Genomic DNA, 18,448 nt, shown 5'->3' with positions numbered 1-18,448 from the left:
CATCCATCAGACCTGGTCAAGCCAGCGTGCTGCTCAATCCTGTGCCGGACGGGCCGCTTTTTCTTCGATGCCGGAAATGCCTTCCCGGCGGGCCAGTTCTGCCAGCACGTCTTCGGCAGAGAGGCCTTCGTTGGCCAGCAGCACCATGGTGTGGAACCACAGATCGGCCACTTCACGCACCAGATGCAGTTTGTCGCCATCTTTGGCGGCCATGATGGTTTCAACCGCTTCTTCGCCCACTTTTTTCAGGATGGCTTCCTGACCTTTGTGAAACAACCTGGCGACATAAGAGGTGCTGGGGTCGGCGTCGCGGCGGGATGCCAGCGTGGCGGACAGACGCTCCAGAATTTCGGCGGAAACCATGCTTCGCTCCAGATACAAAGGACCAATTATAAGGGGGTTTGATTACGAAAGGACGCTACGGTTGCAGCGCGCTTGTTTTAAGTTGTACGAACATCCGGATGAATGGGTTTATTCCCACAAAAAAGCCCGTCACGGACGGGCTTTTGCAGGTGGCGGGCCACTTAATGCGAATGACCGTGCCCATAAATGGCATTGGGGTCTTTGAGCACTGGATCAACCGTCTCCCAGGTGTCACCACTGAGCTTGCGGAAGAAACAGCTTTCGCGCCCGGTGTGGCAGGCAATGCCGCCTTCCTGTTCGATCACGTAAATCAACACGTCGCCATCACAATCCAGGCGGATTTCCTTGATACGCTGGAAATGGCCGGATTCTTCGCCTTTGTGCCACAGTTTCTGGCGGGAGCGGGTCCAGTAATGTGCGGTGCTTTTTTCGGCAGAAAGGGCCACGGCCTCGCGATTGGCATAAGCGAACATCAGTACGCGGCCAGTGTGTTCGTCTTGTGCAATCACAGGCACAAGGCCAGCGGCATCAAATTTGATTTCGTCGAGCCAGCTCACAGGCGCACCTCGATCCCGGCTGCATGCATGGCCTCTTTGGCCTGGCGCACGGTGTATTCACCAAAGTGGAAAATCGATGCGGCCAGCACGGCATCAGCGTGACCTTCGGTGACGCCTTCGACCATATGCTGCAGATTACCCACGCCGCCGGAGGCAATGACCGGGATGTCCACAGCGTCAGAAATAGCGCGGGTCAGCGGCAGGTTAAAGCCGATCTTGGTGCCATCGCGGTCCATGCTGGTCAGCAGGATTTCGCCCGCGCCCATTTGCTGCATTTTCAGCGCCCATTCCACCGCATCCAGCCCGGTGGCATTACGGCCGCCGTGGGTAAAGACTTCCCAGCGATCATTGTTGGGCGACACGGCTTTGGCATCAATGGCGACCACAATGGCCTGGCTGCCAAACCGTGCGGCGGCATCAGCCACCAGTTGCGGGTTGGTAATGGCCGAGGTGTTGATGCTGATTTTGTCCGCGCCGGCATTGAGCAGGCGGCGCACGTCTTCCACTTTGCGCACGCCACCGCCCACCGTGAGCGGGATAAACACTTGCGACGCCACGGCTTCAATCACCGACAGAATCAGATCGCGGTCATCGGAAGACGCAGTGATATCCAGAAAGGTCAGCTCATCCGCACCTTGTTCGTCGTAGCGGCGGGCGATTTCCACCGGATCGCCGGCATCCCGCAGTTCAACAAAATTGACGCCCTTGACTACACGACCAGCGGTGACATCAAGGCAGGGAATAATGCGTTTGGCTAAGGGCATATCGGTGTCCGGACGCGCCACCGCTGCCGGCATAGACTGCAAAGACAGTCCATCACGGCAGCGGCGGGCGGTTCAATCAGGAAAATCAGGCGGCGACGGCTTCGTCGGCGAGGTCTTGCGCAGCCTTGAAGTCGATCGTGCCTTCGTAAATGGCACGGCCGGTAATGACGCCTTCAATGCCTTCGCTTTCAACTTCCACCAGCTTGCGCACGTCGTCCAGGTCGGTCAGGCCGCCCGATGCAATCACCGGAATCGTCAGTGCCTGTGCCAGTTTGACAGTGGCTTCAATGTTCACGCCCGAAAGCATGCCATCGCGGCCAATGTCGGTGTAAATGACGCTTTCCACGCCGTAATCCTGGAAGCGGCGGGCCAGATCAATCACATCATGTTCAGTGATCTTGGACCAGCCGTCAGTGGCCACGCGGCCATCCTTGGCATCCAGACCGACAATGATGTGGCCGGGGAAGGCATCGCACGCTTCATGCAGAAAACCGGGGATTTTCACCGCAGCCGTGCCGATGATGACGTAGTCGATACCGGCATCCAGATAGCTTTCGATGGTTTCCAGGTCGCGAATGCCGCCGCCCAGTTGAACGGGGACGTCCCCATCCACTTCTGCCAGGATGGACTTGATGGCATCCAGGTTTTTGGGCTTGCCGGCAAAAGCGCCGTTCAGATCCACCAGGTGCAGGCGGCGACCGCCTTTATCCAGCCAGTGGCGCGCCATGGTGGCCGGGTTTTCCGAGAAGACCGTCGCGTCTTCCATCAGGCCCTGACGCAAACGAACGCAGGCGCCATCTTTCAAATCAATTGCAGGAATAATCAGCATGGTGCAGAAACTTCAATGAACTCAGGTTGACAGTATGTCGCAGATTACGGGCGACCATCCCAGTGTACAAAATTTCGCAATAATTGCAGCCCGGCGTTGTGGCTTTTCTCCGGGTGGCACTGAATGGCAAAGATGTTGTCTTTTGCCACGGCCGCTGCAAAACGGTACGGGTAAGCCGATTCGATCACGGCGATGTCATCGGATGGCTTGAAGTGGTAGCTGTGCACAAAGTAAAAACGCTCGCCCTGGCTGATGCCCTGCCACAGCGGGTGTTCCCGGGCAATGAACATTTCGTTCCAGCCCATATGAGGCACTTTGAGCTTGTGGCCCGCCTCATCGTGCATGCGTTCCTTGGGGAAACGCACCACTTCGCCGGCAAAAACGCCCAGACCTGGCGTGTCGCCTTCTTCACTGTAGTCAAACAACAGTTGCGCGCCGACACAGATGCCCAGAAAGGGTTTCTGGCGGGCGGCATCCAGCACCGCGCCTTTGAGCCCGCTTTCTTCCAGGTGGCGCATACAGTCGGGCATGGCGCCCTGACCGGGAAACACCACTTTGTCGGCGGCGGCGACCTCGATTGGATCGTCGGTCAGCACAATGCTGGCGTCATCGCCGGCAACGTGTTCAAAAGCCTTGGTGACGGAATGCAGGTTGCCCATTCCGTAATCAACGATTGCGATACGCATTTCTTGGTTTCAACGTAGAGGGTCTGTTAACCGACCAGCGTGCCTTTGGTCGAGGGCGTCACGCCAGCCATGCGTTCATCGTATTCGATTGCCATGCGCAATGCACGGCCGAATGCCTTGAAGATGGTCTCTGCCTGATGGTGGGCGTTTTTGCCCTTCAGGTTGTCGATATGCAGCGTGACCGCCGCGTGATTGACGAAACCGCGGAAAAACTCGCCAAACAGATCGACATCAAAACCACCAATCGCAGCACGGGTGAACTCCACACCGTACTCCAGACCGGGCCGGCCAGAGAGATCAATCACCACGCGGGAGAGCGCTTCATCCAGCGGGACATAGGCGTGGCCATAACGGCGAATGCCTTTCTTGTCGCCCAAGGCCTTGGCCAGCGCCTGACCCAGGGTGATGCCAACGTCTTCCACCGTGTGGTGAGCGTCGATATGCAAATCACCCTTGGCGACGACGTCCAGATCAATCAGCCCGTGACGGGCGATCTGGTCCATCATGTGTTCCAGGAACGGCACGCCGGTATCAAAACGGGACTTGCCAGTACCATCCAGATTGATGGTTACGGTGATCTGGGTTTCCAGCGTGTTACGGCTGACCTGTACTTCGCGCATGCGTATTCTCGTAATCAGCAATAGCCCAATTGGGCACAATTTGGGTAATTGTCCACGACTTTGCCCACCAGGTGAAGCAAAAGCCGCCCAGGACCCTGTAAATACGTAGTAAAACCCCGCCATCAGGCCAGGATTCGGTCCCCATGACTGGGTGGTGACGATGTCACCAGAAAATGTGCGTCGGTTTGCGACACATTACGCACCTGATGCGTAACACCCGGCGGGATCACCAGGCCTTCCTGTGCCTGCAAAGTATGGATTGCACCGGCCAGTTCAATTTCAAGCTGGCCAGAGAGCACATAAAAGAACTGGCTGGCGTGTTCATGGTAGTGACGCGCTTCCGTGCCACCCGGGCCGATCCGTTCCTGGATGACCGAAAGTTCGGGCGTGCGCACCAGATGCCAGCCATCTTCTCCGGCGCCCCAGTGGTAGTGCGGCGCATTTGTGGTCGAAATTTTCCCGGTCATCAGTGTTTTTTGGTTTTGGCTGCTGCCCGCAGTGCTGCGCCAAGGCCTTCACGCGCCCAGTCTTGCAACGCTTCAGAGTCTTCCAGCGCGGACTCAGGCAATGGGTAGTAAGACAGATGTTTCTTGCCATCTTTGACGTCATAGCGAAACGGCTGCAAACCAGCCTTCGCAAAACGGGGCCGGTTGATGTCATCCACTTTGACGTAAAACACATCGTCAGAAACGATGGCAAAGAACATCCCATCGCAATACAGGCCAAAGCCGCCAAACATCGATTTGGGTCGCAAACTGCCCAGTGGCGCCAGTTGTTCCAGCAGCCAGTCCAGGTATTCACTTCTCGCCGGCATGCCGGGTGACCTGTTTATGGTTGCTCGTCGAGGCGGTATTCCGCCGCTTTGGCGTGCGCTTGCAAGCCTTCGCCATGCGCCAGCGTACTGGCAATACGGCCCAGCTTTTGCGCACCCGCCGCGGAGACCTGAATCAGGCTGGAGCGCTTCTGGAAGTCATACACGCCCAGCGGGCTGGCAAAGCGCGCGGTGCGGGCAGTCGGCAAGACGTGGTTGGGACCAGCGCAGTAGTCGCCCAAAGATTCAGAGGTGAACTTGCCGAGGAAAATCGCCCCGGCGTGTTTGAGCTCCGGCAGCCATACTTGCGGCTCCGCGACGGATAACTCCAGGTGTTCCGGTGCAATCCAGTTGGCAATCTGACAGGCTTCGGCCAGGTCCTTTACCTGAATCAACGCACCCCGGCCAGTGAGCGAGGCGCGGATGATGTCAGCGCGGGGCATGCCGGGTAACTGGCGGTCGATGCTGGCGGCCACTTTCTCGATGAAAGCGGCATCCGGGCACAGCAAGATGGCCTGGGCGATTTCGTCATGTTCGGCCTGGCTGAACAGGTCCATGGCGATCCAGTCCGGATCGGTGGTGCCATCACAGATCACCAGGATTTCTGATGGGCCGGCCACCATATCGATGCCGACAATCCCGAACACGCGCCGTTTGGCCGCTGCTACGTAAGCGTTGCCCGGCCCGGTAATCTTGTCGACTTGCGGGATGGTTTGCGTGCCATAAGCCAGGGCGCCCACCGCTTGCGCGCCCCCAATGGTAAAGGCGCGGCTGACACCGGCGATATACGCTGCGGCCAGCACCAGATCATTGCGTTCGCCGCGCGGTGTCGGGACCACCATGATGATCTCGGCGACGCCAGCGACATGTGCCGGAATGGCGTTCATCAGTACGGAAGACGGGTAAGAGGCCTTGCCGCCCGGCACGTAGATACCGACCCGGTCCAGTGCGGTGACCTGCTGGCCCAGCATGGTGCCGTCTTCATCGGTGTACTGCCAGGAGGCGGCTTTTTGATGTTCGTGATAGCGGCGCACGCGGGCGGCGGCGGCTTGCAGCGCGTCTTTCTGGACCTGAGGCAGGCGCTCGAACGCTGCTTTGAGTTCAGCTTGCGACAGCTCCAGCTCGGCCATGGTCGCGGCAGACAGGCTATCGAAGCGCTGGGTGTATTCGATAACTGCGGCATCACCACGCTGTTTTACATCGTCCAGAATCGCGGCCACGCGGGCATCGACTTCCGGGTCTTGAGAGGACTCGAAAGCGAGCAGGGCCGAGAGTTCTTGCTGGAACTGGGCATCGCGGGAATCAAGGCGGCGAATCATGGCAGGTGTCCGGTGTGGCGATGGAGAGAACAATTATAACTGCTGTGCGTTGCCCGTTTTACAAGGGCAGGGCAGCAATACTGACAAAAAAGGCGGATGGCGTACTGCACATCCGCCTTTGTCCCGTCAGTTGCGACGGGCGGCGACGGTTGCCGCAAAGGTGTCGATGATCGGCTGCAGGCGGTCTTGCTTGAGCTTGAGGGCGGCCTGATTGACGATCAGGCGCGAACTGATGTCGCGCACATCTTCCACCGCCACGAGGTTATTGGCCTTGAGCGTGCCGCCCGTAGACACAAGGTCCACGATGGCATCGGCCAGGCCCACCAGCGGGGCCAGTTCCATGGAGCCGTACAACTTGATCAGGTCTACGTGCACGCCCTTGCCGGCAAAGTGCTCGCGCGCGCATTCGGTGTATTTGGTGGCCACACGCAGGCGTGCGCCTTGCTTGACGGCACCTTCGTAATCGAAGCCATTTTGCACGGCGACCATCAGCTTGCACTTGGCAATTTCCAGATCCAGCGGCACATACAGGCCCGCGCCGCCATGCTCCAGCAGCACATCTTTACCAGCCACGCCCAGATCGGCCGCGCCATATTGCACGTAGGTGGGCACGTCGGTGGCGCGCACAATGATCAGGCGGACGTCTTCATGATTGGTGCCAATGATCAGTTTGCGCGAGCTTTCCGGCGCTTCGGCGGGCACGATGCCGGCGGCAGCCAGCAGCGGCACGGTTTCTTCGAAAATGCGACCTTTGGATAGCGCAATCGTAATCATATGTAGTCGTACTTACTTGAAAAGTTTCAGGGTCAGCGGATAGCGGGAGCGCCAGCCATTAATGGCTTTGGCGCCTTCCCACAGGCTGAACATGGCGGAGCCAATGGCCACCCACCAGATCGGGAAGGTACTGTGCAGTACCGTCATCATGATCATGGCAAGTGCGTAGAGACACCCCATCAATAACTGGAAATTGGTCGCCTGAATGGCATGCTGCTCCACGTAGTCTGAGTGTACGCGGGCAAATTGCAACACCAGAAACGGAATGATCAGCGCCAGTACCTGCATGGGCAGGTACGGAATCCAGAAAATGCCGGCCAGATGGGTCAGCATGGCGATGGTTTTTTCTACGCCACTGGGGGGCTGTAGTTTGCCGTCGCTATCGTCACTGGCCGGTTTGGGGTTGAGCGTCAGCATCAGGCAATCCGCTCAATACTGGCGCCAATGCCGCCTAGCTTGGCTTCGATATGCTCGTAGCCGCGATCCAGGTGATAAATACGGTCGACGATGGTTTCGCCTTCCGCAATCAGGCCCGCAATCACCAGCGAGGCCGAAGCACGCAGGTCGGTAGCCATGACGGTTGCGCCGGAGAGCTTTTGTACGCCGCGTACCACGGCCGTATTGCCTTCGGTGCTGATATCCGCGCCCATGCGGGCCAGTTCTGGCGCGTGCATGAAGCGGTTTTCAAAAATGGTCTCGGTCATCACTGCCGTGCCTTCGGCAATGGTGTTGAGCATCATGAACTGGGCTTGCATGTCGGTCGGGAACGCCGGGTAGGGCAGTGTGCGCACATTGACGGCCTTGGGGCGCTGTTTCATGTCCAGCGCAATCCAGTTATCACCGGCTTCGATATACGCGCCGGCTTCACGCAGCTTGTCCAGCACGGCTTCCAGGATATTGGCGCGGGTGTTGCGCAGTACCACGCGGCCTTGTGCAGCGGCGGCGGCGCACAGGAATGTCCCGGTTTCGATGCGGTCGGGCACGACCGAGTGGGTGGCGCCGTGCAGCGACTTCACGCCTTCGATGGTAATGGTGTCGGTGCCGTGGCCGCTGATTTTGGCGCCCATGGCAATCAGGCACTCGGCCAGATCGACCACTTCCGGCTCACGCGCGGCGTTTTCGATCGTGGTGATGCCTTCGGCCAGCGTGGCCGCCATCAACAGGTTTTCAGTACCGGTCACAGTGACCATGTCGGTGACAATGCGGGCGCCCTTGAGCTTGCCCTTGGCCTTGACGTAACCGTGTTCAATGACGATCTCGGCCCCCATGGCTTGCAAGCCCTTGATGTGCTGATCCACCGGACGCGCGCCAATGGCGCAACCGCCAGGCAGCGAAACCTGCGCTTCGCCAAAACGGGCCAGTGTCGGGCCCAGTACCAGAATCGAGGCACGCATGGTTTTCACCAGGTCGTACGGTGCGCACAGGTTAGAGACCGCATTGGCGGTGAGTTCGTACTCATGCACGTTATCGGTCATCACGCGCACGCCCATGCCTTGCAGCAGTTTTTGCGTGGTCTTCACATCACGCAGTTGCGGCACATTAGTCAGACGCAGCGTGTCTGCGGTCAGCAGACCGGCACACAGAATCGGCAGTGCGGCGTTCTTGGCGCCCGAGATGGTGATTTCACCCGCCAGCGGATGACCGCCGGTGATCTTAAGTTTTTCCATATTCTTTTACCCGCCCCTCGCGGGAGTGTGACGTGCGGCCAGCGGCCGCGTTATGCCGGTGTATTCGTGTGTCGATCAGAGGAATTTCCACAGCAACCAGGCCACCAGCGCAATCAGCCAGGGCAGGTTGGTGAGGGCGATCAGTTTTTGTGTGCTGTGATCACGCGTGGTGCGCTGCGTCTGGTTGGCGTGGTCAATCTTCGCCTTGTGAGCGCCGATGCCATCCAGATTAAAGCGGTTGTCGCTGCTCACAGCGCGGCCCATTCGGCCGGCGTGGAGGTTTTTTCCAGCGACAGCGCGTGCAGTTCGCCAGAGTCGATCACGTCTTTGAGGGCGTCTTTGACCAGACGATGTCGCGCCAGCAGGGCCAACCCCTCAAACCGGGGAGAGACCACGCGGGCGTAGAAATGGTGACCATCACCACGCACTTCTGCCACGGTGGCATCAAGTCGGGTGATCAGGAGGGTCTGTACTTGCTCTGGAGTCATGACAATCTTTACTTTCTAGTGCCTTAATTTATAACCGGATTTTATCAGGTGCCAGCCCAGTGTGGCGAGTACCAGCAAAGTACCACCCGCAACGGCAAGGCTTAGCCATGGCGAGACGTCGGCCTGACCGAAGAAACCGTAACGGAATCCGTCGATCACATAGAACACCGGGTTCCAGTTGGAAACACCCTGCCAGAACGGCGGCAGGCTGTGAATGGAGTAAAACACGCCCGACAAAAAGGTCAGCGGCATGATCAGGAAGTTCTGGAATGCGGCCAGTTGGTCAAACTTGTCGGCCCAGATGCCGGCGATCAGGCCCAGAATGGCCATGATGGCAGAGCCCAACAGTGCAAACACAATGACCCACAATGGGTGTTGCAGTGGCGGAACGGCAAACACCAGTGTGGCCAGCAGCACGCCAGAACCCACCACCACGCCGCGCAGCACGGCCGCCAGCACGTATGCGGCAAAGAATTCAAAGTGCGACAGTGGTGGCAGCAAAATGAAGACCAGGTTGCCGGTGATCTTGGACTGGATGATGCTGGAACTCGTATTGGAGAACGCGTTCTGCAGCATCGACATCATGGCCAGACCCGGAATCAGGAAGGCCGTATAACGCACGCCCGGATAGGGTTCAACGTGCGCATCCAGCACGTGTGCAAAGATCAATAGATACAGCAGCGCCGTCAGTATGGGCGCCAGCACGGTCTGGAAGGCAACCTTCCAGAAACGCAGCAGTTCTTTGTAAAAAAGCGTGGAAAAGCCTTGCATGTGTTCCTATCGGGACGCTGCGGGATCAGACCGCGCTGCGCCCCTGCATCATTTCGACGAAGATATCTTCCAGATCCGGCTTGGCAATTTCGACATCACGCAGCGTCGCCCCGTGCATGCGGATCTGCTCCAGAATTTCTTCCAGGCCGGCGACGTCTTGCAGCCGTAATTCGTACAGACCCTCTTTCTCGCTCACCACTTGTTCGGCCAGGCTGAGCGGCAGATTGCCTTGCGCCAGGCGCACCCGCAATGTACGGGTTTTGCCGCGATTCAACAGCTTGGCCTTGTCTTCCAGCGCCAGCAGCCGGCCCTGTTTGAGCATGGCGATGCGGTTACACAATTCCTCGGCTTCTTCCAGATAGTGCGTGGTCAGCACAATGGTGTGACCTTGCTCATTCAACCTGCGCACAAAGGCCCACAGCGTCTGGCGCAGTTCTACGTCTACACCAGCGGTAGGCTCATCCAGCACGATGACGGGGGGGCGATGCACCAGCGCCTGCGCCACCATCACCCGGCGCTTCATGCCGCCGGACAGTGCGCGCATATTGGAATTGGCCTTGCTGGTCAGTCCCAGGTTTTCCAGGATTTCATCAATCCAGGCGTCATTTTGCTTGAGGCCAAAGTAACCAGACTGAAAACGCAGCGTTTCACGTACCGTGAAGAAGGGATCGAACACCAGTTCTTGCGGCACGATGCCGACGGCGCGGCGGGCATTGCGGTAGTCGCTGACCACGTCGCGACCCAGAATGGAAATCTGGCCGCTGGTAGCGCGCGCCAGGCCGCCAAGGATGGAAATCAGCGTGGTCTTGCCCGCCCCGTTGGGGCCGAGCAGGGCGAAGAAGTCGCCTTCTTCGACGCTGAAGCTGACATCGTTCAGCGCCTGGAAGTCGCCGTAATGTTTGACGACGTTCTGAAACTGGATAGCGCTCACTGCTCTGCCTTTGCCGGAGCGGAAGCTGCTGCCGCCACTGTTGTTGTGTCTGCTGCTGCCGATGCCGCCTCAGCAGCCGGGACAGCGCTGGCGACAGTCGAGGCGTCAATCACCGGTTTTGCGGCGGCGGCAGGTTCGCTGGCATGGCTGGCGGGCTTGGCGGGTGGAAGATCGGCATCATCATCACCGTCGTCCTCGCCGGTATCCCCCAGTTGCAGCGGATGCGGCGGCTGACCGTCATACACCTTGTACCAGCGGCGTTGCAGATAAGCATCGCGGATATAGGCGTATGGGTCAGGCTGGGATTCGATCATGGCATCCAGCGGCAAGACTTGTGCGCGCAGGTTGATGCCTTCTACGGCACCCCAGGCGATCTTTTCGCCCGTAGTATTCAGGTAGCTGCCCGGTCCGTAGAACCAGCGCACACCAGGGTCTACCGAATCACGCAGGGTGGTTGGGCCAAGAAAGGGCAGCATCAGGTAAGGGCCGGAGCCGATGCCCCAATGCCCCAGCGCGAGACCCAGATCCTGATCCGGCTTGGGCAGGTTCATATCGCTGGCCCAGTCAAAAATACCGAATAGACCAATCGTCGTGTTGACCGCGACACGGCCCACGCTGGTGCCAGCATCCTTGAAGCGGCCTTCCAGCACAGAGCCGATGGCCGAGAAGAGGTCGTCGATGTTGCCGAAGAAATTGCTGGTGCCCTGTTTGACCGGGCCCGGCGCGTAATCGGCATAGACGGTGGCAACGGGTTTGACCACGGCGCGGTCGACCACGTTGTTGACGACGAAAATGCCGCGGTTTACGGGTTCCAGCGGATCGTAGTTGTTCTTGGGGCTGGCACAGGCGGTCAGCAGCAATGCTGCTATGGGCACAATTCTTCGCATGATCGGGTATCGGGTCATGTATTCAGGGGGCAGGGCTGTATTGTAAGTGGTTTCTTGCAACGTATCAGCCTGAGTTACAAAGGAATCTGTCTACGGTAAAAGCAAAAACCCCGCACGCTGGCGGGGTTGTGCCCAAGCCGGTCAGACACCGGCCGGTAACAAGGACTGCACACCATAAAGTCGTATCAGTTCGGCCAGAGCGATGGGCATGTCCTTGATCTCAAGCCGGGCCTTGCGGGTCCGGGCAATCCGTTGCCAGTGGAGCAAGACCGACACCGCCGCCGAGTCAACTTCACCCAGTTGCCCCAGATTGAGCGTCAGTTCGCTCGCCCCTTCGGGCCACACAAAGGCCGCCAGTTGTTTGCTGGCGGTCAGCATGGTGAGGTTACCAGTGACGGTGTAGTCGCTCATTTGGCAGTAGTGCCGCTCTTGGCCGCGTTGGCGTTCTGGGCGGACAACTGTTGAATCAGCCCGTCAATGCCATCCTTGCGGATCACGGTGCCAAACTGGTTGCGATGGCTATTGATAAAGCTGATGCCGTCAACCGAGATGTCGTACACCTTCCAGCCGTTGTCCGCTTTTTCAAAGTTGAAATCCAGGCCAATCGGCTTTTGCCCCGGGGGGGTGACTTCGGTCTGCACGGTTTGCTCGTCCGCGCTATCCCCCGCACGCGTGCCCTTCACATCCACCGTGACGTTCTTGTAAATAGTCAGGGCAGAGAGGTAAGTGCGGACCAGCATAGTCCGGAATTCTTTGGTCAGGGCAGCTTGCTGGTCAGGGGTGGCGCTTTTCCAGTAACGACCCACGGCCAGCGCGGTCATGCGGTTGAAGTCGGCCAGCGGCACCAGTTTGGTATCGACCTGGCTGCGCACTGCGGCCTGATCCTTGTCGCCTTTTTTGACGATCTCGAGCACATCACGGCTTACATTGCGCACGATCTGCTCAGGGGTGTCGGTTGCCGCAGCAAAGGCAGCGGGGAGCAACGCGGCGGCACACAAGGCCACCAGCCATTTTTTCAGCACGGTCATTTTATTGGTTTCCTGCATTTGTTTTATCGCCACTGTCTTCCGCTTTGGAGAACAGGAAGCGACTGATCAATTGTTCAAGCACGATGGCCGAAGACGTCAGTTTGAACGTACTGCCTGCGGTCAGCATTTTGTCGTCAGCACCCGGGGTGATTCCGATGTACTGTTCACCCAAGAGGCCGGACGTCAAAATCTCAGCGGATGAATCACGACTGAAATGATAGTGATTATCCAGCGACATGGTCACCTTGGCCACGTAACGGGAGGTATCGAGCTCAATGTTTGTGACCCGCCCCACGACCACCCCGGCACTTTTCACCGGCGCCCGTACTTTCAGGCCACCAATATTGTCGAAATTGGCCGTCACGTTATAGGTCGAGCGGGCTGGCAAGGCACTCTGGCTGCTTACGCGCAAAGCCAGGAACAAAATGGCAACCACGCCAGCGGCAATAAATAATCCGACCCAGAAGTCGAGCATGCCTCGTTTCATCAGATTCCCCGGAACATGAATGCGGTCAGGATCACATCCAGACCTAAAATAACCAAAGCTGAAATCACAACGGTGCGGGTCGTCGCGCCCGATACACCTTCGGCGGTCGGTGCCGCGTCATACCCTTCAAACACGGCAATCAGTGATACCGCAATACCAAACACAATGCTCTTGATCACGCCATTCATCACGTCGAAACGCAGATCAACCGAGCTTTGCATTTGCGACCAGAACGTGCCCGAATCAAGCCCCAGCAGCACCACCCCGACCAGATAACCACCAATAATGCCCATGGCGCTGAACATGGCGGCCAGTAGTGGCATGGAGATAATCCCGCCCCAGAACCTGGGGGCAACCACGCGGGCGATCGGATTGACCGCCATCATTTCCATGGCAGACAACTGCTCGGTCGCTTTCATCAGGCCAATTTCTGCGGTGATGGCAGACCCGGCCCGGCTGGCAAACAGCAGCGCGCCCACTACCGGCCCCAATTCGCGCACCAGCGAGAGCGCAACCAGCACACCCAGGGCGGACGAGGCACCAAACCGGCTGAGCGTGTCATAGCCCTGCAAGGCCAGCACCATGCCGATAAACAGGCCCGACACCACAATAATCAACACCGACAGCACACCGGCAAACCAGATTTCACGCATGGTGAGCCTGAAACGGACCAACGCCGTCGGTGAATGCCGTAATACCGATAACAAAAAGCGCCCGGCAAAACCAATCTTGATAAATGCATTGGTAAATGGCCGGCCAATTGCTGAAAAGAAACGGACAAAAGGATTGCCAGAGCGATCAGTCATGCGCCAACCCCAGATCAAGCGCATAGTCAGGCGCGGGTTTGTGGAACGGCAGCGGTCCGTCACGTTCACCATTAATAAACTGCTTGATGAAAGGCTCGCTCGAAGCGCGAATCTCATCAGGCGTCCCCTGGCCCACCACGCGGCCGCCAGAGAGGAAATACACGTAGTCCACCATGGCCAGCGATTCGGTTACATCGTGGGTGACGATGATCGAGGCGGCGCCCAGTGCGTCGTTAAGCTCCCGCACCAATTGGCCAATCGTGGACAGGGAAATCGGGTCCAGCCCGGTAAAGGGCTCGTCATACATCATCAGCATGGGGTCCAGCGCAATCGCCCGGGCCAGCGCGACCCGGCGCGCCATGCCGCCAGACAGTTCAAACGGCATCAGCGTATGCGCGCCACGTAAACCAACCGCTTGCAGCTTCATCAAAACCAGATCGCGAATCACGGTTTCTGGCAGATTGGTGCGTTCCCGCAGCGGAAAGGCAACGTTGTCGTACACCGAGAGGTCGGTGAACAAAGCGCCAAACTGGAACAGCATGCCCAGTTTGCGCCGCATGTTGTACATGGGGCCCTCTGACAGCATGCCGACGTCTTCGCCATCGACCATGACCGAACCAGACTGGGCTTTTACCTGGCCGCCAATCAGCCGCAGCAGCGTGGTCTTGCCGGAGCCCGACCCGCCCATGATCGCCACCACCTGGCCGCGCGCGACCGTCAGCGATACATCGGTGAGAATGTCGCGGTCGGAATAGCCAAAGCGGACCCGGTCGAGCTGAACAAGCGGGGATGTCATGCGAGCCTGGTTAGACTGATGAGTACAAGGGCTGCCTATTTTAGGTGGAAAGCGGCTTTGCCGCCAGTCCTATGAATATGTCATGACGTATCTTGCATACTATTCATTCAATTGGCGACAGGTAATGGACAGTCAGAATTATGTAAATTCCTGGCATTAACCAACATCAAGCTTTGCCGATCTGACAAAGCGTAGCGTTTGCTCATCATTGACTAAGCACTCGTCCTATATCCAGGGCTTTTGATGCGCAAAACGGCAAAATTCACATTCCTGCTCGTCCTCAGTCTGTTCGCGGTCGGTTGTGCCAGCGAAGTGGGACAGGTATCGCTGCCTGTGGGCCATTTGAATGGCTCGCTACCGCCGATCGCTGTTGCACCGCCCAGCCCGGCGGTGGTAAGCGCACCCAGACCCCTCGCCCCGAAGCCCCCGCTGTATTCCGTGGTGGCCTACAAACTGCCCGTCGCATCGTTGCTGTTTACACTAGCGCGTGACGCCAAAGTCAATGTCGATGTTTCCCCGCAACTGACTGGCGAAGTCTCGCTGAACGCGCACGACCAGACCCTGCCGCAAATCCTTGAGCGCATCTCGCGCCAAGTACCTTTGTACTGGTTCATGACGGATGGCGTATTAACCGTTATGCCCGATCAGCCCGTCTGGCGCACCTATCAGGTGGACTATTTCAATCTGTCCCGAAGGGTGAAGTCTTCGGTCAGCCTGGCGACCTCGGTGGGGCCTACGGGAGGCGTCACTGGCACGGCAGAACGCAACGCCAACAGCTCTACCACTGATGTTCTGACCAGCGCTGACAACACGTTCTGGGAGCGCCTGGAAACCCAGTTGCGGGCCATGGTGCACGCCGTCTCTCCGGGGGTGTCCCGCCCACAGACGCTTACGCCAGGCATGCTCGCCGCCGCGGCGGCAGATGCGGCAGTGAGCCGGGGTAATAGCGGGCTGGAGGCCGCAGAGCGACTCTCCCGCATTGAGAAAAACCTTGCTGATGCCGGGCGGGCAGGGGGGCCTGCGGTATCCAGCAACCCGGCCCCCGCCCCGGAGCCCGGCAATCAAGTGCTGATCCACCCGGAAACCGGCGTGATTTCGGTTTTTGCCAGCGCGGCAGAGCAGCGACAAGTGGCGGACTATCTGACCGCGCTGAAATCCAGTGCCGGCCGCCAGGTGCTGATCGAAGCCACCATTGTCGAAGTTTTGTTATCCGACCATTACCAGGCCGGTATTGATTGGGGCTGGTTGGCGGCAACGGATCGGGGCTGGCGGTTGGCACAGCAAGTCACCGCGAGCAACCTTGTCGATGCGCCATTGGCGCTCTTGGGCTACAGCAGCCAGAGCTTTAACCTCACCGTCAAACTGCTGGAACAATTTGGCCGCACGCGTGTGCTGTCCAGCCCCAAGATTGTGGCCCTCAACAACCAGCCGGCCGTGATGAAGGTCGTGGACGAGCAGGTGTATTTCACGCTGGAACAAATTGAAGAACAAAACGGTGACGGGGTGGTGACCCAACGGCGTTATCAAAGCCAGTTGCATACCGTACCGGTGGGACTGGTGATGCAGGTGCTCACCCAGATTTCCGGTTCGGGCGAAATCTCGCTCAATGTGCGGCCCACGATTACCAACATCCGTGGCTGGGTAGATGACCCGGCGGTTGCGCTGTTGTCCCGCGATGCCGACAAACCGGTGGTCAGCCAGGTGCCCGTGCTGCAAGTGCGGGAGTTCGATGCCACCTTGCACGTACCGTCCGGCCAACTGGCCATCCTGGGCGGCCTGATCCAGGACGTGCGCAGCGACAATCGCACGGGGGTTCCCGGCCTGTCGCGGCTGCCGGGGGTGGGCGATCTGTTCAGTTACCGTGACGACACTGCCCGGCGGGTGGAGCTGGTGATTTTTCTGCGGCCACGGGTGCTCGACAATAGCCCGGACATCCTGACGGGGGCCGGTGTGCAAGTGCCGGATGCACATTTCTTTGATGCCAGCGTCGGGCAGGATTTATCCGCATGGCACAGTGGTCAGGTGTCTGCGCCATGAAGCACCAGATTGTATTGAGTGCTGGATTATTCCTGCTGGCGGTGGCTGCCATATTACTCTGGCCAGTTCCGCCCGCAGCTCAGCCAGCCGCTGCATCCAGCCAGGCTGGTGATGACGAAGCATGGTTGCAAAGCCATCTGGCGGCCACCCCGGCAAAACGGGAGGGCGGCCAGTGAACCCGCAACAACACACCCTGGCCACCCTGTTGCTGGATTGCGGCCTGATTGATGCAGACGTCCTTGCCGTGGCGCAGGCAGAACAGCTGCATTCCGGCCTGGCGCTGGGCCCGCAACTACTCGCGCTGGGTCTGGTGGATGAAACGCGCCTGGCCCATGCCATGGCTGACTTTGCGGGCGAAACTGAAGCTGCACCGTCTCGCCTCGAACCTGACCCGGCTGCGGTCGCGCTCATGCCAGAAAACATGGCGCGGGAGTGGCAGGTTTGCCCAGTGGCGTGGCAAGCGCACGTCGGCGTGCTGTTGCTGGCGCTGTCCACGCCAAAACCACTAACCGCACTGGACCGCCTGCGCTGGCAACTGGCAGGCGTGCGGGCGTTGCGCGTGTGTTATGTAGCGCAATCCACACTCCAGTCCTGGCAAGATGCCTGTTACCCACGCCAATTGCAGATCGACCCGCTACTGGCCGCGCTGGACGCCGGCGACACCCAGGGTGCGGCGAACCCGGTGGCGCAACTTGTCCAGCAATTGCTGGATCACGCCCTCCACCAGCGGGCATCCGATGTCCATTTCGAGCCAGAAGCCGCCTTTGTGCGGATTCGCTACCGTGTTGATGGGGTGATGGTTCCGGTGCGTATCTTGCATAGCCGGTTCTGGAGCCCGATGCTGGTCAGGCTCAAAGGCCTGGCCGGGATGGATATCACGGAAACGCGCCGGGCGCAGGATGGCCGGTTCAGCCTGGCTTCTGGTGTGGATATCCGCGCGGCCAGCTTGCCGGTAGTTCATGGAGAAAACCTGGTTTTGCGCCTGCTGGAGCGCAACCGCGCGCTGCTGCAATTGCACGAACTGGGTTTGAGTGAACAGGCGCTTGCTGCGCTGCAAGCGTTGATTCGCCGCCCGGCCGGCTTGATCTTGCTCACCGGCCCGACTGGCTCCGGCAAGACCTCCACCTTGTATTCAATCCTGGCGCATCTCAACAGCAGCATGGTCAACATCATGACGCTGGAAGACCCGGTGGAGTACAAGCTCGCCGGCGTGCGGCAAAGCGCGGCGGGGGACAGTGGGCTGGCGGATTTTGCCGACGGTGTGCGGGCTTTGTTGCGGCAAGACCCGGATATCATCCTCATCGGTGAAATCCGCGATACCCCCACCGCCCAGGCGGCGATACGTGCCGCCATGACCGGGCACCTGGTGCTGGCGACGCTGCACGCCAACTCTGCTGCTGGCGCACTGCCACGCTTGCTGGATCTGGGCATCAGCGCGGCGCTCATGGCGGATAACCTGCTGGGCGTGATTGCCCAGCGTCTGGTCCGCAAACTCTGCGTGCATTGCCGCAAAGCGATTCCGGCGGCGGAACTGCCCCAGCACCCCGTCGCGCTGGGCGAGCAGCCCACCGTTTTTGCCGCTGTGGGTTGCCCCCGTTGTGACGGGCGGGGCTATCGGGGGCGCCTCGCCATCATGGAGCAATTGTTGCTGACGCCGGAGCGGGTGGATTTGCTGCTCCAGCCCGCCCACCGGCGCGCCGCGTTGGCGCAAGCGCGGCAAACCGGATATCGCTCTTTGCAAGATGAGGTGGCCGCTTGCGTTGCCGCTGGCCTGACCGACCTCGCGGAGGCACAGCGCGTCGTTGATTTTACGGCGGCGGACTAACC

General features: G+C 59.2%; 25 protein-coding genes. 3 read left to right on the top strand and 22 right to left on the bottom strand.

Annotation, left to right across the window (positions count from 1 at the left end; genetic code table 11):
• Positions 1–33: 33 nt before the first annotated feature.
• The 22 genes from HNQ50_RS18950 to HNQ50_RS18845 form a co-directional block, all read right to left on the bottom strand.
• Positions 34–363, bottom strand: a complete 330-nt coding sequence (locus HNQ50_RS18950; protein WP_184102784.1) for a phosphoribosyl-ATP diphosphatase — start codon at positions 361–363, stop codon at positions 34–36.
• A 161-nt stretch (positions 364–524) separates the two neighbouring features.
• Positions 525–920 (bottom strand): phosphoribosyl-AMP cyclohydrolase, encoded by a 396-nt coding sequence (gene hisI / locus HNQ50_RS18945; RefSeq protein ID WP_184102783.1) that lies wholly within the window; start codon positions 918–920, stop codon positions 525–527.
• A complete protein-coding gene (gene hisF / locus HNQ50_RS18940) occupies positions 917–1,684 on the bottom strand; it encodes an imidazole glycerol phosphate synthase subunit HisF (RefSeq protein WP_184102782.1) in 768 nt (255 codons plus the stop codon). The genes hisI and hisF overlap by 4 nt, the downstream gene beginning before the upstream one ends.
• A gap of 85 nt (positions 1,685–1,769) precedes the next feature.
• Positions 1,770–2,513: a 1-(5-phosphoribosyl)-5-[(5-phosphoribosylamino)methylideneamino]imidazole-4-carboxamide isomerase gene (gene hisA, locus HNQ50_RS18935; protein WP_184102781.1), complete on the bottom strand. Its 744-nt coding sequence runs from the start codon at positions 2,511–2,513 to the stop codon at positions 1,770–1,772.
• A 44-nt stretch (positions 2,514–2,557) separates the two neighbouring features.
• On the bottom strand, positions 2,558–3,199 hold the full coding sequence (hisH, locus tag HNQ50_RS18930) for an imidazole glycerol phosphate synthase subunit HisH (RefSeq protein WP_184102780.1): 642 nt from the start codon (positions 3,197–3,199) through the stop codon (positions 2,558–2,560).
• Between the two features lie 26 nt (positions 3,200–3,225).
• Entirely contained in the window at positions 3,226–3,819 is a 594-nt protein-coding gene (gene hisB, locus HNQ50_RS18925) for an imidazoleglycerol-phosphate dehydratase HisB (RefSeq protein ID WP_184102779.1), read from the bottom strand.
• Between the two features lie 122 nt (positions 3,820–3,941).
• A complete protein-coding gene (locus HNQ50_RS18920) occupies positions 3,942–4,286 on the bottom strand; it encodes a cupin domain-containing protein (RefSeq protein ID WP_184102778.1) in 345 nt (114 codons plus the stop codon).
• Entirely contained in the window at positions 4,286–4,633 is a 348-nt protein-coding gene (locus tag HNQ50_RS18915) for a TfoX/Sxy family protein (RefSeq protein WP_184102777.1), read from the bottom strand. The genes HNQ50_RS18920 and HNQ50_RS18915 overlap by 1 nt, the downstream gene beginning before the upstream one ends.
• Before the next feature lie 14 nt (positions 4,634–4,647).
• Positions 4,648–5,949: a histidinol dehydrogenase gene (hisD, locus tag HNQ50_RS18910; RefSeq protein ID WP_184102776.1), complete on the bottom strand. Its 1,302-nt coding sequence runs from the start codon at positions 5,947–5,949 to the stop codon at positions 4,648–4,650.
• A 126-nt stretch (positions 5,950–6,075) separates the two neighbouring features.
• Positions 6,076–6,723, bottom strand: coding sequence for an ATP phosphoribosyltransferase (gene hisG / locus HNQ50_RS18905; RefSeq protein WP_184102775.1), 648 nt, complete (start codon positions 6,721–6,723; stop codon positions 6,076–6,078).
• Between the two features lie 12 nt (positions 6,724–6,735).
• The gene (locus tag HNQ50_RS18900; RefSeq protein ID WP_184102774.1) at positions 6,736–7,140 is read right to left on the bottom strand and encodes a DUF4870 domain-containing protein; all 405 of its coding nucleotides are present in this window, start codon (positions 7,138–7,140) and stop codon (positions 6,736–6,738) included.
• Positions 7,140–8,390, bottom strand: coding sequence for a UDP-N-acetylglucosamine 1-carboxyvinyltransferase (murA, locus tag HNQ50_RS18895; RefSeq protein ID WP_184102773.1), 1,251 nt, complete (start codon positions 8,388–8,390; stop codon positions 7,140–7,142). The genes HNQ50_RS18900 and murA overlap by 1 nt, the downstream gene beginning before the upstream one ends.
• Before the next feature lie 75 nt (positions 8,391–8,465).
• Positions 8,466–8,642 carry a hypothetical protein gene (locus HNQ50_RS18890; protein WP_184102772.1) on the bottom strand — a complete coding sequence of 59 codons (177 nt, stop codon included), beginning with the start codon at positions 8,640–8,642 and terminating at the stop codon, positions 8,466–8,468.
• A complete protein-coding gene (locus HNQ50_RS18885) occupies positions 8,639–8,878 on the bottom strand; it encodes a BolA family protein (RefSeq protein WP_184102771.1) in 240 nt (79 codons plus the stop codon). Before HNQ50_RS18885 ends, HNQ50_RS18890 begins: the two co-directional genes overlap by 4 nt.
• A 15-nt stretch (positions 8,879–8,893) precedes the next feature.
• Complete coding sequence (locus HNQ50_RS18880) at positions 8,894–9,649, bottom strand: ABC transporter permease (protein WP_184102770.1); 756 nt, start codon at positions 9,647–9,649, stop codon at positions 8,894–8,896.
• Between the two features lie 25 nt (positions 9,650–9,674).
• Positions 9,675–10,580 carry an ABC transporter ATP-binding protein gene (locus tag HNQ50_RS18875; protein WP_184102769.1) on the bottom strand — a complete coding sequence of 302 codons (906 nt, stop codon included), beginning with the start codon at positions 10,578–10,580 and terminating at the stop codon, positions 9,675–9,677.
• Positions 10,577–11,467: an MlaA family lipoprotein gene (locus tag HNQ50_RS18870; RefSeq protein WP_184102768.1), complete on the bottom strand. Its 891-nt coding sequence runs from the start codon at positions 11,465–11,467 to the stop codon at positions 10,577–10,579. The genes HNQ50_RS18875 and HNQ50_RS18870 overlap by 4 nt, the downstream gene beginning before the upstream one ends.
• 141 nt (positions 11,468–11,608) lie before the next feature.
• Complete coding sequence (locus HNQ50_RS18865; RefSeq protein WP_184102767.1) at positions 11,609–11,878, bottom strand: STAS domain-containing protein; 270 nt, start codon at positions 11,876–11,878, stop codon at positions 11,609–11,611.
• Positions 11,875–12,495: an MlaC/ttg2D family ABC transporter substrate-binding protein gene (locus tag HNQ50_RS18860; RefSeq protein WP_184102766.1), complete on the bottom strand. Its 621-nt coding sequence runs from the start codon at positions 12,493–12,495 to the stop codon at positions 11,875–11,877. Before HNQ50_RS18860 ends, HNQ50_RS18865 begins: the two co-directional genes overlap by 4 nt.
• Position 12,496: 1 nt before the next feature.
• The gene (mlaD, locus tag HNQ50_RS18855) at positions 12,497–12,982 is read right to left on the bottom strand and encodes an outer membrane lipid asymmetry maintenance protein MlaD (protein ID WP_184102765.1); all 486 of its coding nucleotides are present in this window, start codon (positions 12,980–12,982) and stop codon (positions 12,497–12,499) included.
• Entirely contained in the window at positions 12,982–13,788 is an 807-nt protein-coding gene (gene mlaE, locus HNQ50_RS18850) for a lipid asymmetry maintenance ABC transporter permease subunit MlaE (RefSeq protein ID WP_184102764.1), read from the bottom strand. The genes mlaD and mlaE overlap by 1 nt, the downstream gene beginning before the upstream one ends.
• Positions 13,781–14,584, bottom strand: coding sequence for an ABC transporter ATP-binding protein (locus HNQ50_RS18845; protein ID WP_184102763.1), 804 nt, complete (start codon positions 14,582–14,584; stop codon positions 13,781–13,783). The genes mlaE and HNQ50_RS18845 overlap by 8 nt, the downstream gene beginning before the upstream one ends.
• A gap of 243 nt (positions 14,585–14,827) precedes the next feature.
• Between HNQ50_RS18845 and HNQ50_RS18840 the strand changes: the two genes are divergently transcribed.
• Genes HNQ50_RS18840 through HNQ50_RS18830 form a run of 3 tightly spaced genes read left to right on the top strand, consistent with a single transcriptional unit; the run spans position 14,828 to position 18,446 of the window.
• Complete coding sequence (locus HNQ50_RS18840; protein ID WP_184102762.1) at positions 14,828–16,621, top strand: pilus (MSHA type) biogenesis protein MshL; 1,794 nt, start codon at positions 14,828–14,830, stop codon at positions 16,619–16,621.
• Positions 16,618–16,797, top strand: a complete 180-nt coding sequence (locus HNQ50_RS18835; RefSeq protein ID WP_184102761.1) for a hypothetical protein — start codon at positions 16,618–16,620, stop codon at positions 16,795–16,797. Before HNQ50_RS18840 ends, HNQ50_RS18835 begins: the two co-directional genes overlap by 4 nt.
• Complete coding sequence (locus HNQ50_RS18830) at positions 16,794–18,446, top strand: GspE/PulE family protein (protein WP_184102760.1); 1,653 nt, start codon at positions 16,794–16,796, stop codon at positions 18,444–18,446. Before HNQ50_RS18835 ends, HNQ50_RS18830 begins: the two co-directional genes overlap by 4 nt.
• The last annotated feature ends 2 nt before the right edge of the window (positions 18,447–18,448 follow it).

The sequence above is a fragment of the Silvimonas terrae genome (assembly GCF_014202765.1).
In the GTDB taxonomy this organism is placed as follows: domain Bacteria; phylum Pseudomonadota; class Gammaproteobacteria; order Burkholderiales; family Chitinibacteraceae; genus Silvimonas; species Silvimonas terrae.
This window is presented reverse-complemented; position numbering and strand designations above follow the sequence as displayed.

What these genes read in the sequence shown, in the direction of transcription:
- HNQ50_RS18950 (WP_184102784.1), bottom strand. Translation starts at nt 363, where the DNA reads ATGGTTTCCGCCGAAATTCTGGAGCGTCTGTCCGCCACGCTGGCATCC.
- hisF (WP_184102782.1), bottom strand. Translation starts at nt 1,684, where the DNA reads ATGCCCTTAGCCAAACGCATTATTCCCTGCCTTGATGTCACCGCTGGT.
- hisA (WP_184102781.1), bottom strand. Translation starts at nt 2,513, where the DNA reads ATGCTGATTATTCCTGCAATTGATTTGAAAGATGGCGCCTGCGTTCGT.
- hisH (WP_184102780.1), bottom strand. Translation starts at nt 3,199, where the DNA reads ATGCGTATCGCAATCGTTGATTACGGAATGGGCAACCTGCATTCCGTC.
- hisB (WP_184102779.1), bottom strand. Translation starts at nt 3,819, where the DNA reads ATGCGCGAAGTACAGGTCAGCCGTAACACGCTGGAAACCCAGATCACC.
- HNQ50_RS18920 (WP_184102778.1), bottom strand. Translation starts at nt 4,286, where the DNA reads ATGACCGGGAAAATTTCGACCACAAATGCGCCGCACTACCACTGGGGC.
- HNQ50_RS18915 (WP_184102777.1), bottom strand. Translation starts at nt 4,633, where the DNA reads ATGCCGGCGAGAAGTGAATACCTGGACTGGCTGCTGGAACAACTGGCG.
- hisD (WP_184102776.1), bottom strand. Translation starts at nt 5,949, where the DNA reads ATGATTCGCCGCCTTGATTCCCGCGATGCCCAGTTCCAGCAAGAACTC.
- hisG (WP_184102775.1), bottom strand. Translation starts at nt 6,723, where the DNA reads ATGATTACGATTGCGCTATCCAAAGGTCGCATTTTCGAAGAAACCGTG.
- HNQ50_RS18900 (WP_184102774.1), bottom strand. Translation starts at nt 7,140, where the DNA reads ATGCTGACGCTCAACCCCAAACCGGCCAGTGACGATAGCGACGGCAAA.
- murA (WP_184102773.1), bottom strand. Translation starts at nt 8,390, where the DNA reads ATGGAAAAACTTAAGATCACCGGCGGTCATCCGCTGGCGGGTGAAATC.
- HNQ50_RS18885 (WP_184102771.1), bottom strand. Translation starts at nt 8,878, where the DNA reads ATGACTCCAGAGCAAGTACAGACCCTCCTGATCACCCGACTTGATGCC.
- HNQ50_RS18880 (WP_184102770.1), bottom strand. Translation starts at nt 9,649, where the DNA reads ATGCAAGGCTTTTCCACGCTTTTTTACAAAGAACTGCTGCGTTTCTGG.
- HNQ50_RS18870 (WP_184102768.1), bottom strand. Translation starts at nt 11,467, where the DNA reads ATGCGAAGAATTGTGCCCATAGCAGCATTGCTGCTGACCGCCTGTGCC.
- HNQ50_RS18865 (WP_184102767.1), bottom strand. Translation starts at nt 11,878, where the DNA reads ATGAGCGACTACACCGTCACTGGTAACCTCACCATGCTGACCGCCAGC.
- HNQ50_RS18860 (WP_184102766.1), bottom strand. Translation starts at nt 12,495, where the DNA reads ATGACCGTGCTGAAAAAATGGCTGGTGGCCTTGTGTGCCGCCGCGTTG.
- mlaD (WP_184102765.1), bottom strand. Translation starts at nt 12,982, where the DNA reads ATGAAACGAGGCATGCTCGACTTCTGGGTCGGATTATTTATTGCCGCT.
- mlaE (WP_184102764.1), bottom strand. Translation starts at nt 13,788, where the DNA reads ATGACTGATCGCTCTGGCAATCCTTTTGTCCGTTTCTTTTCAGCAATT.
- HNQ50_RS18845 (WP_184102763.1), bottom strand. Translation starts at nt 14,584, where the DNA reads ATGACATCCCCGCTTGTTCAGCTCGACCGGGTCCGCTTTGGCTATTCC.
- HNQ50_RS18840 (WP_184102762.1), top strand. Translation starts at nt 14,828, where the DNA reads ATGCGCAAAACGGCAAAATTCACATTCCTGCTCGTCCTCAGTCTGTTC.
- HNQ50_RS18835 (WP_184102761.1), top strand. Translation starts at nt 16,618, where the DNA reads ATGAAGCACCAGATTGTATTGAGTGCTGGATTATTCCTGCTGGCGGTG.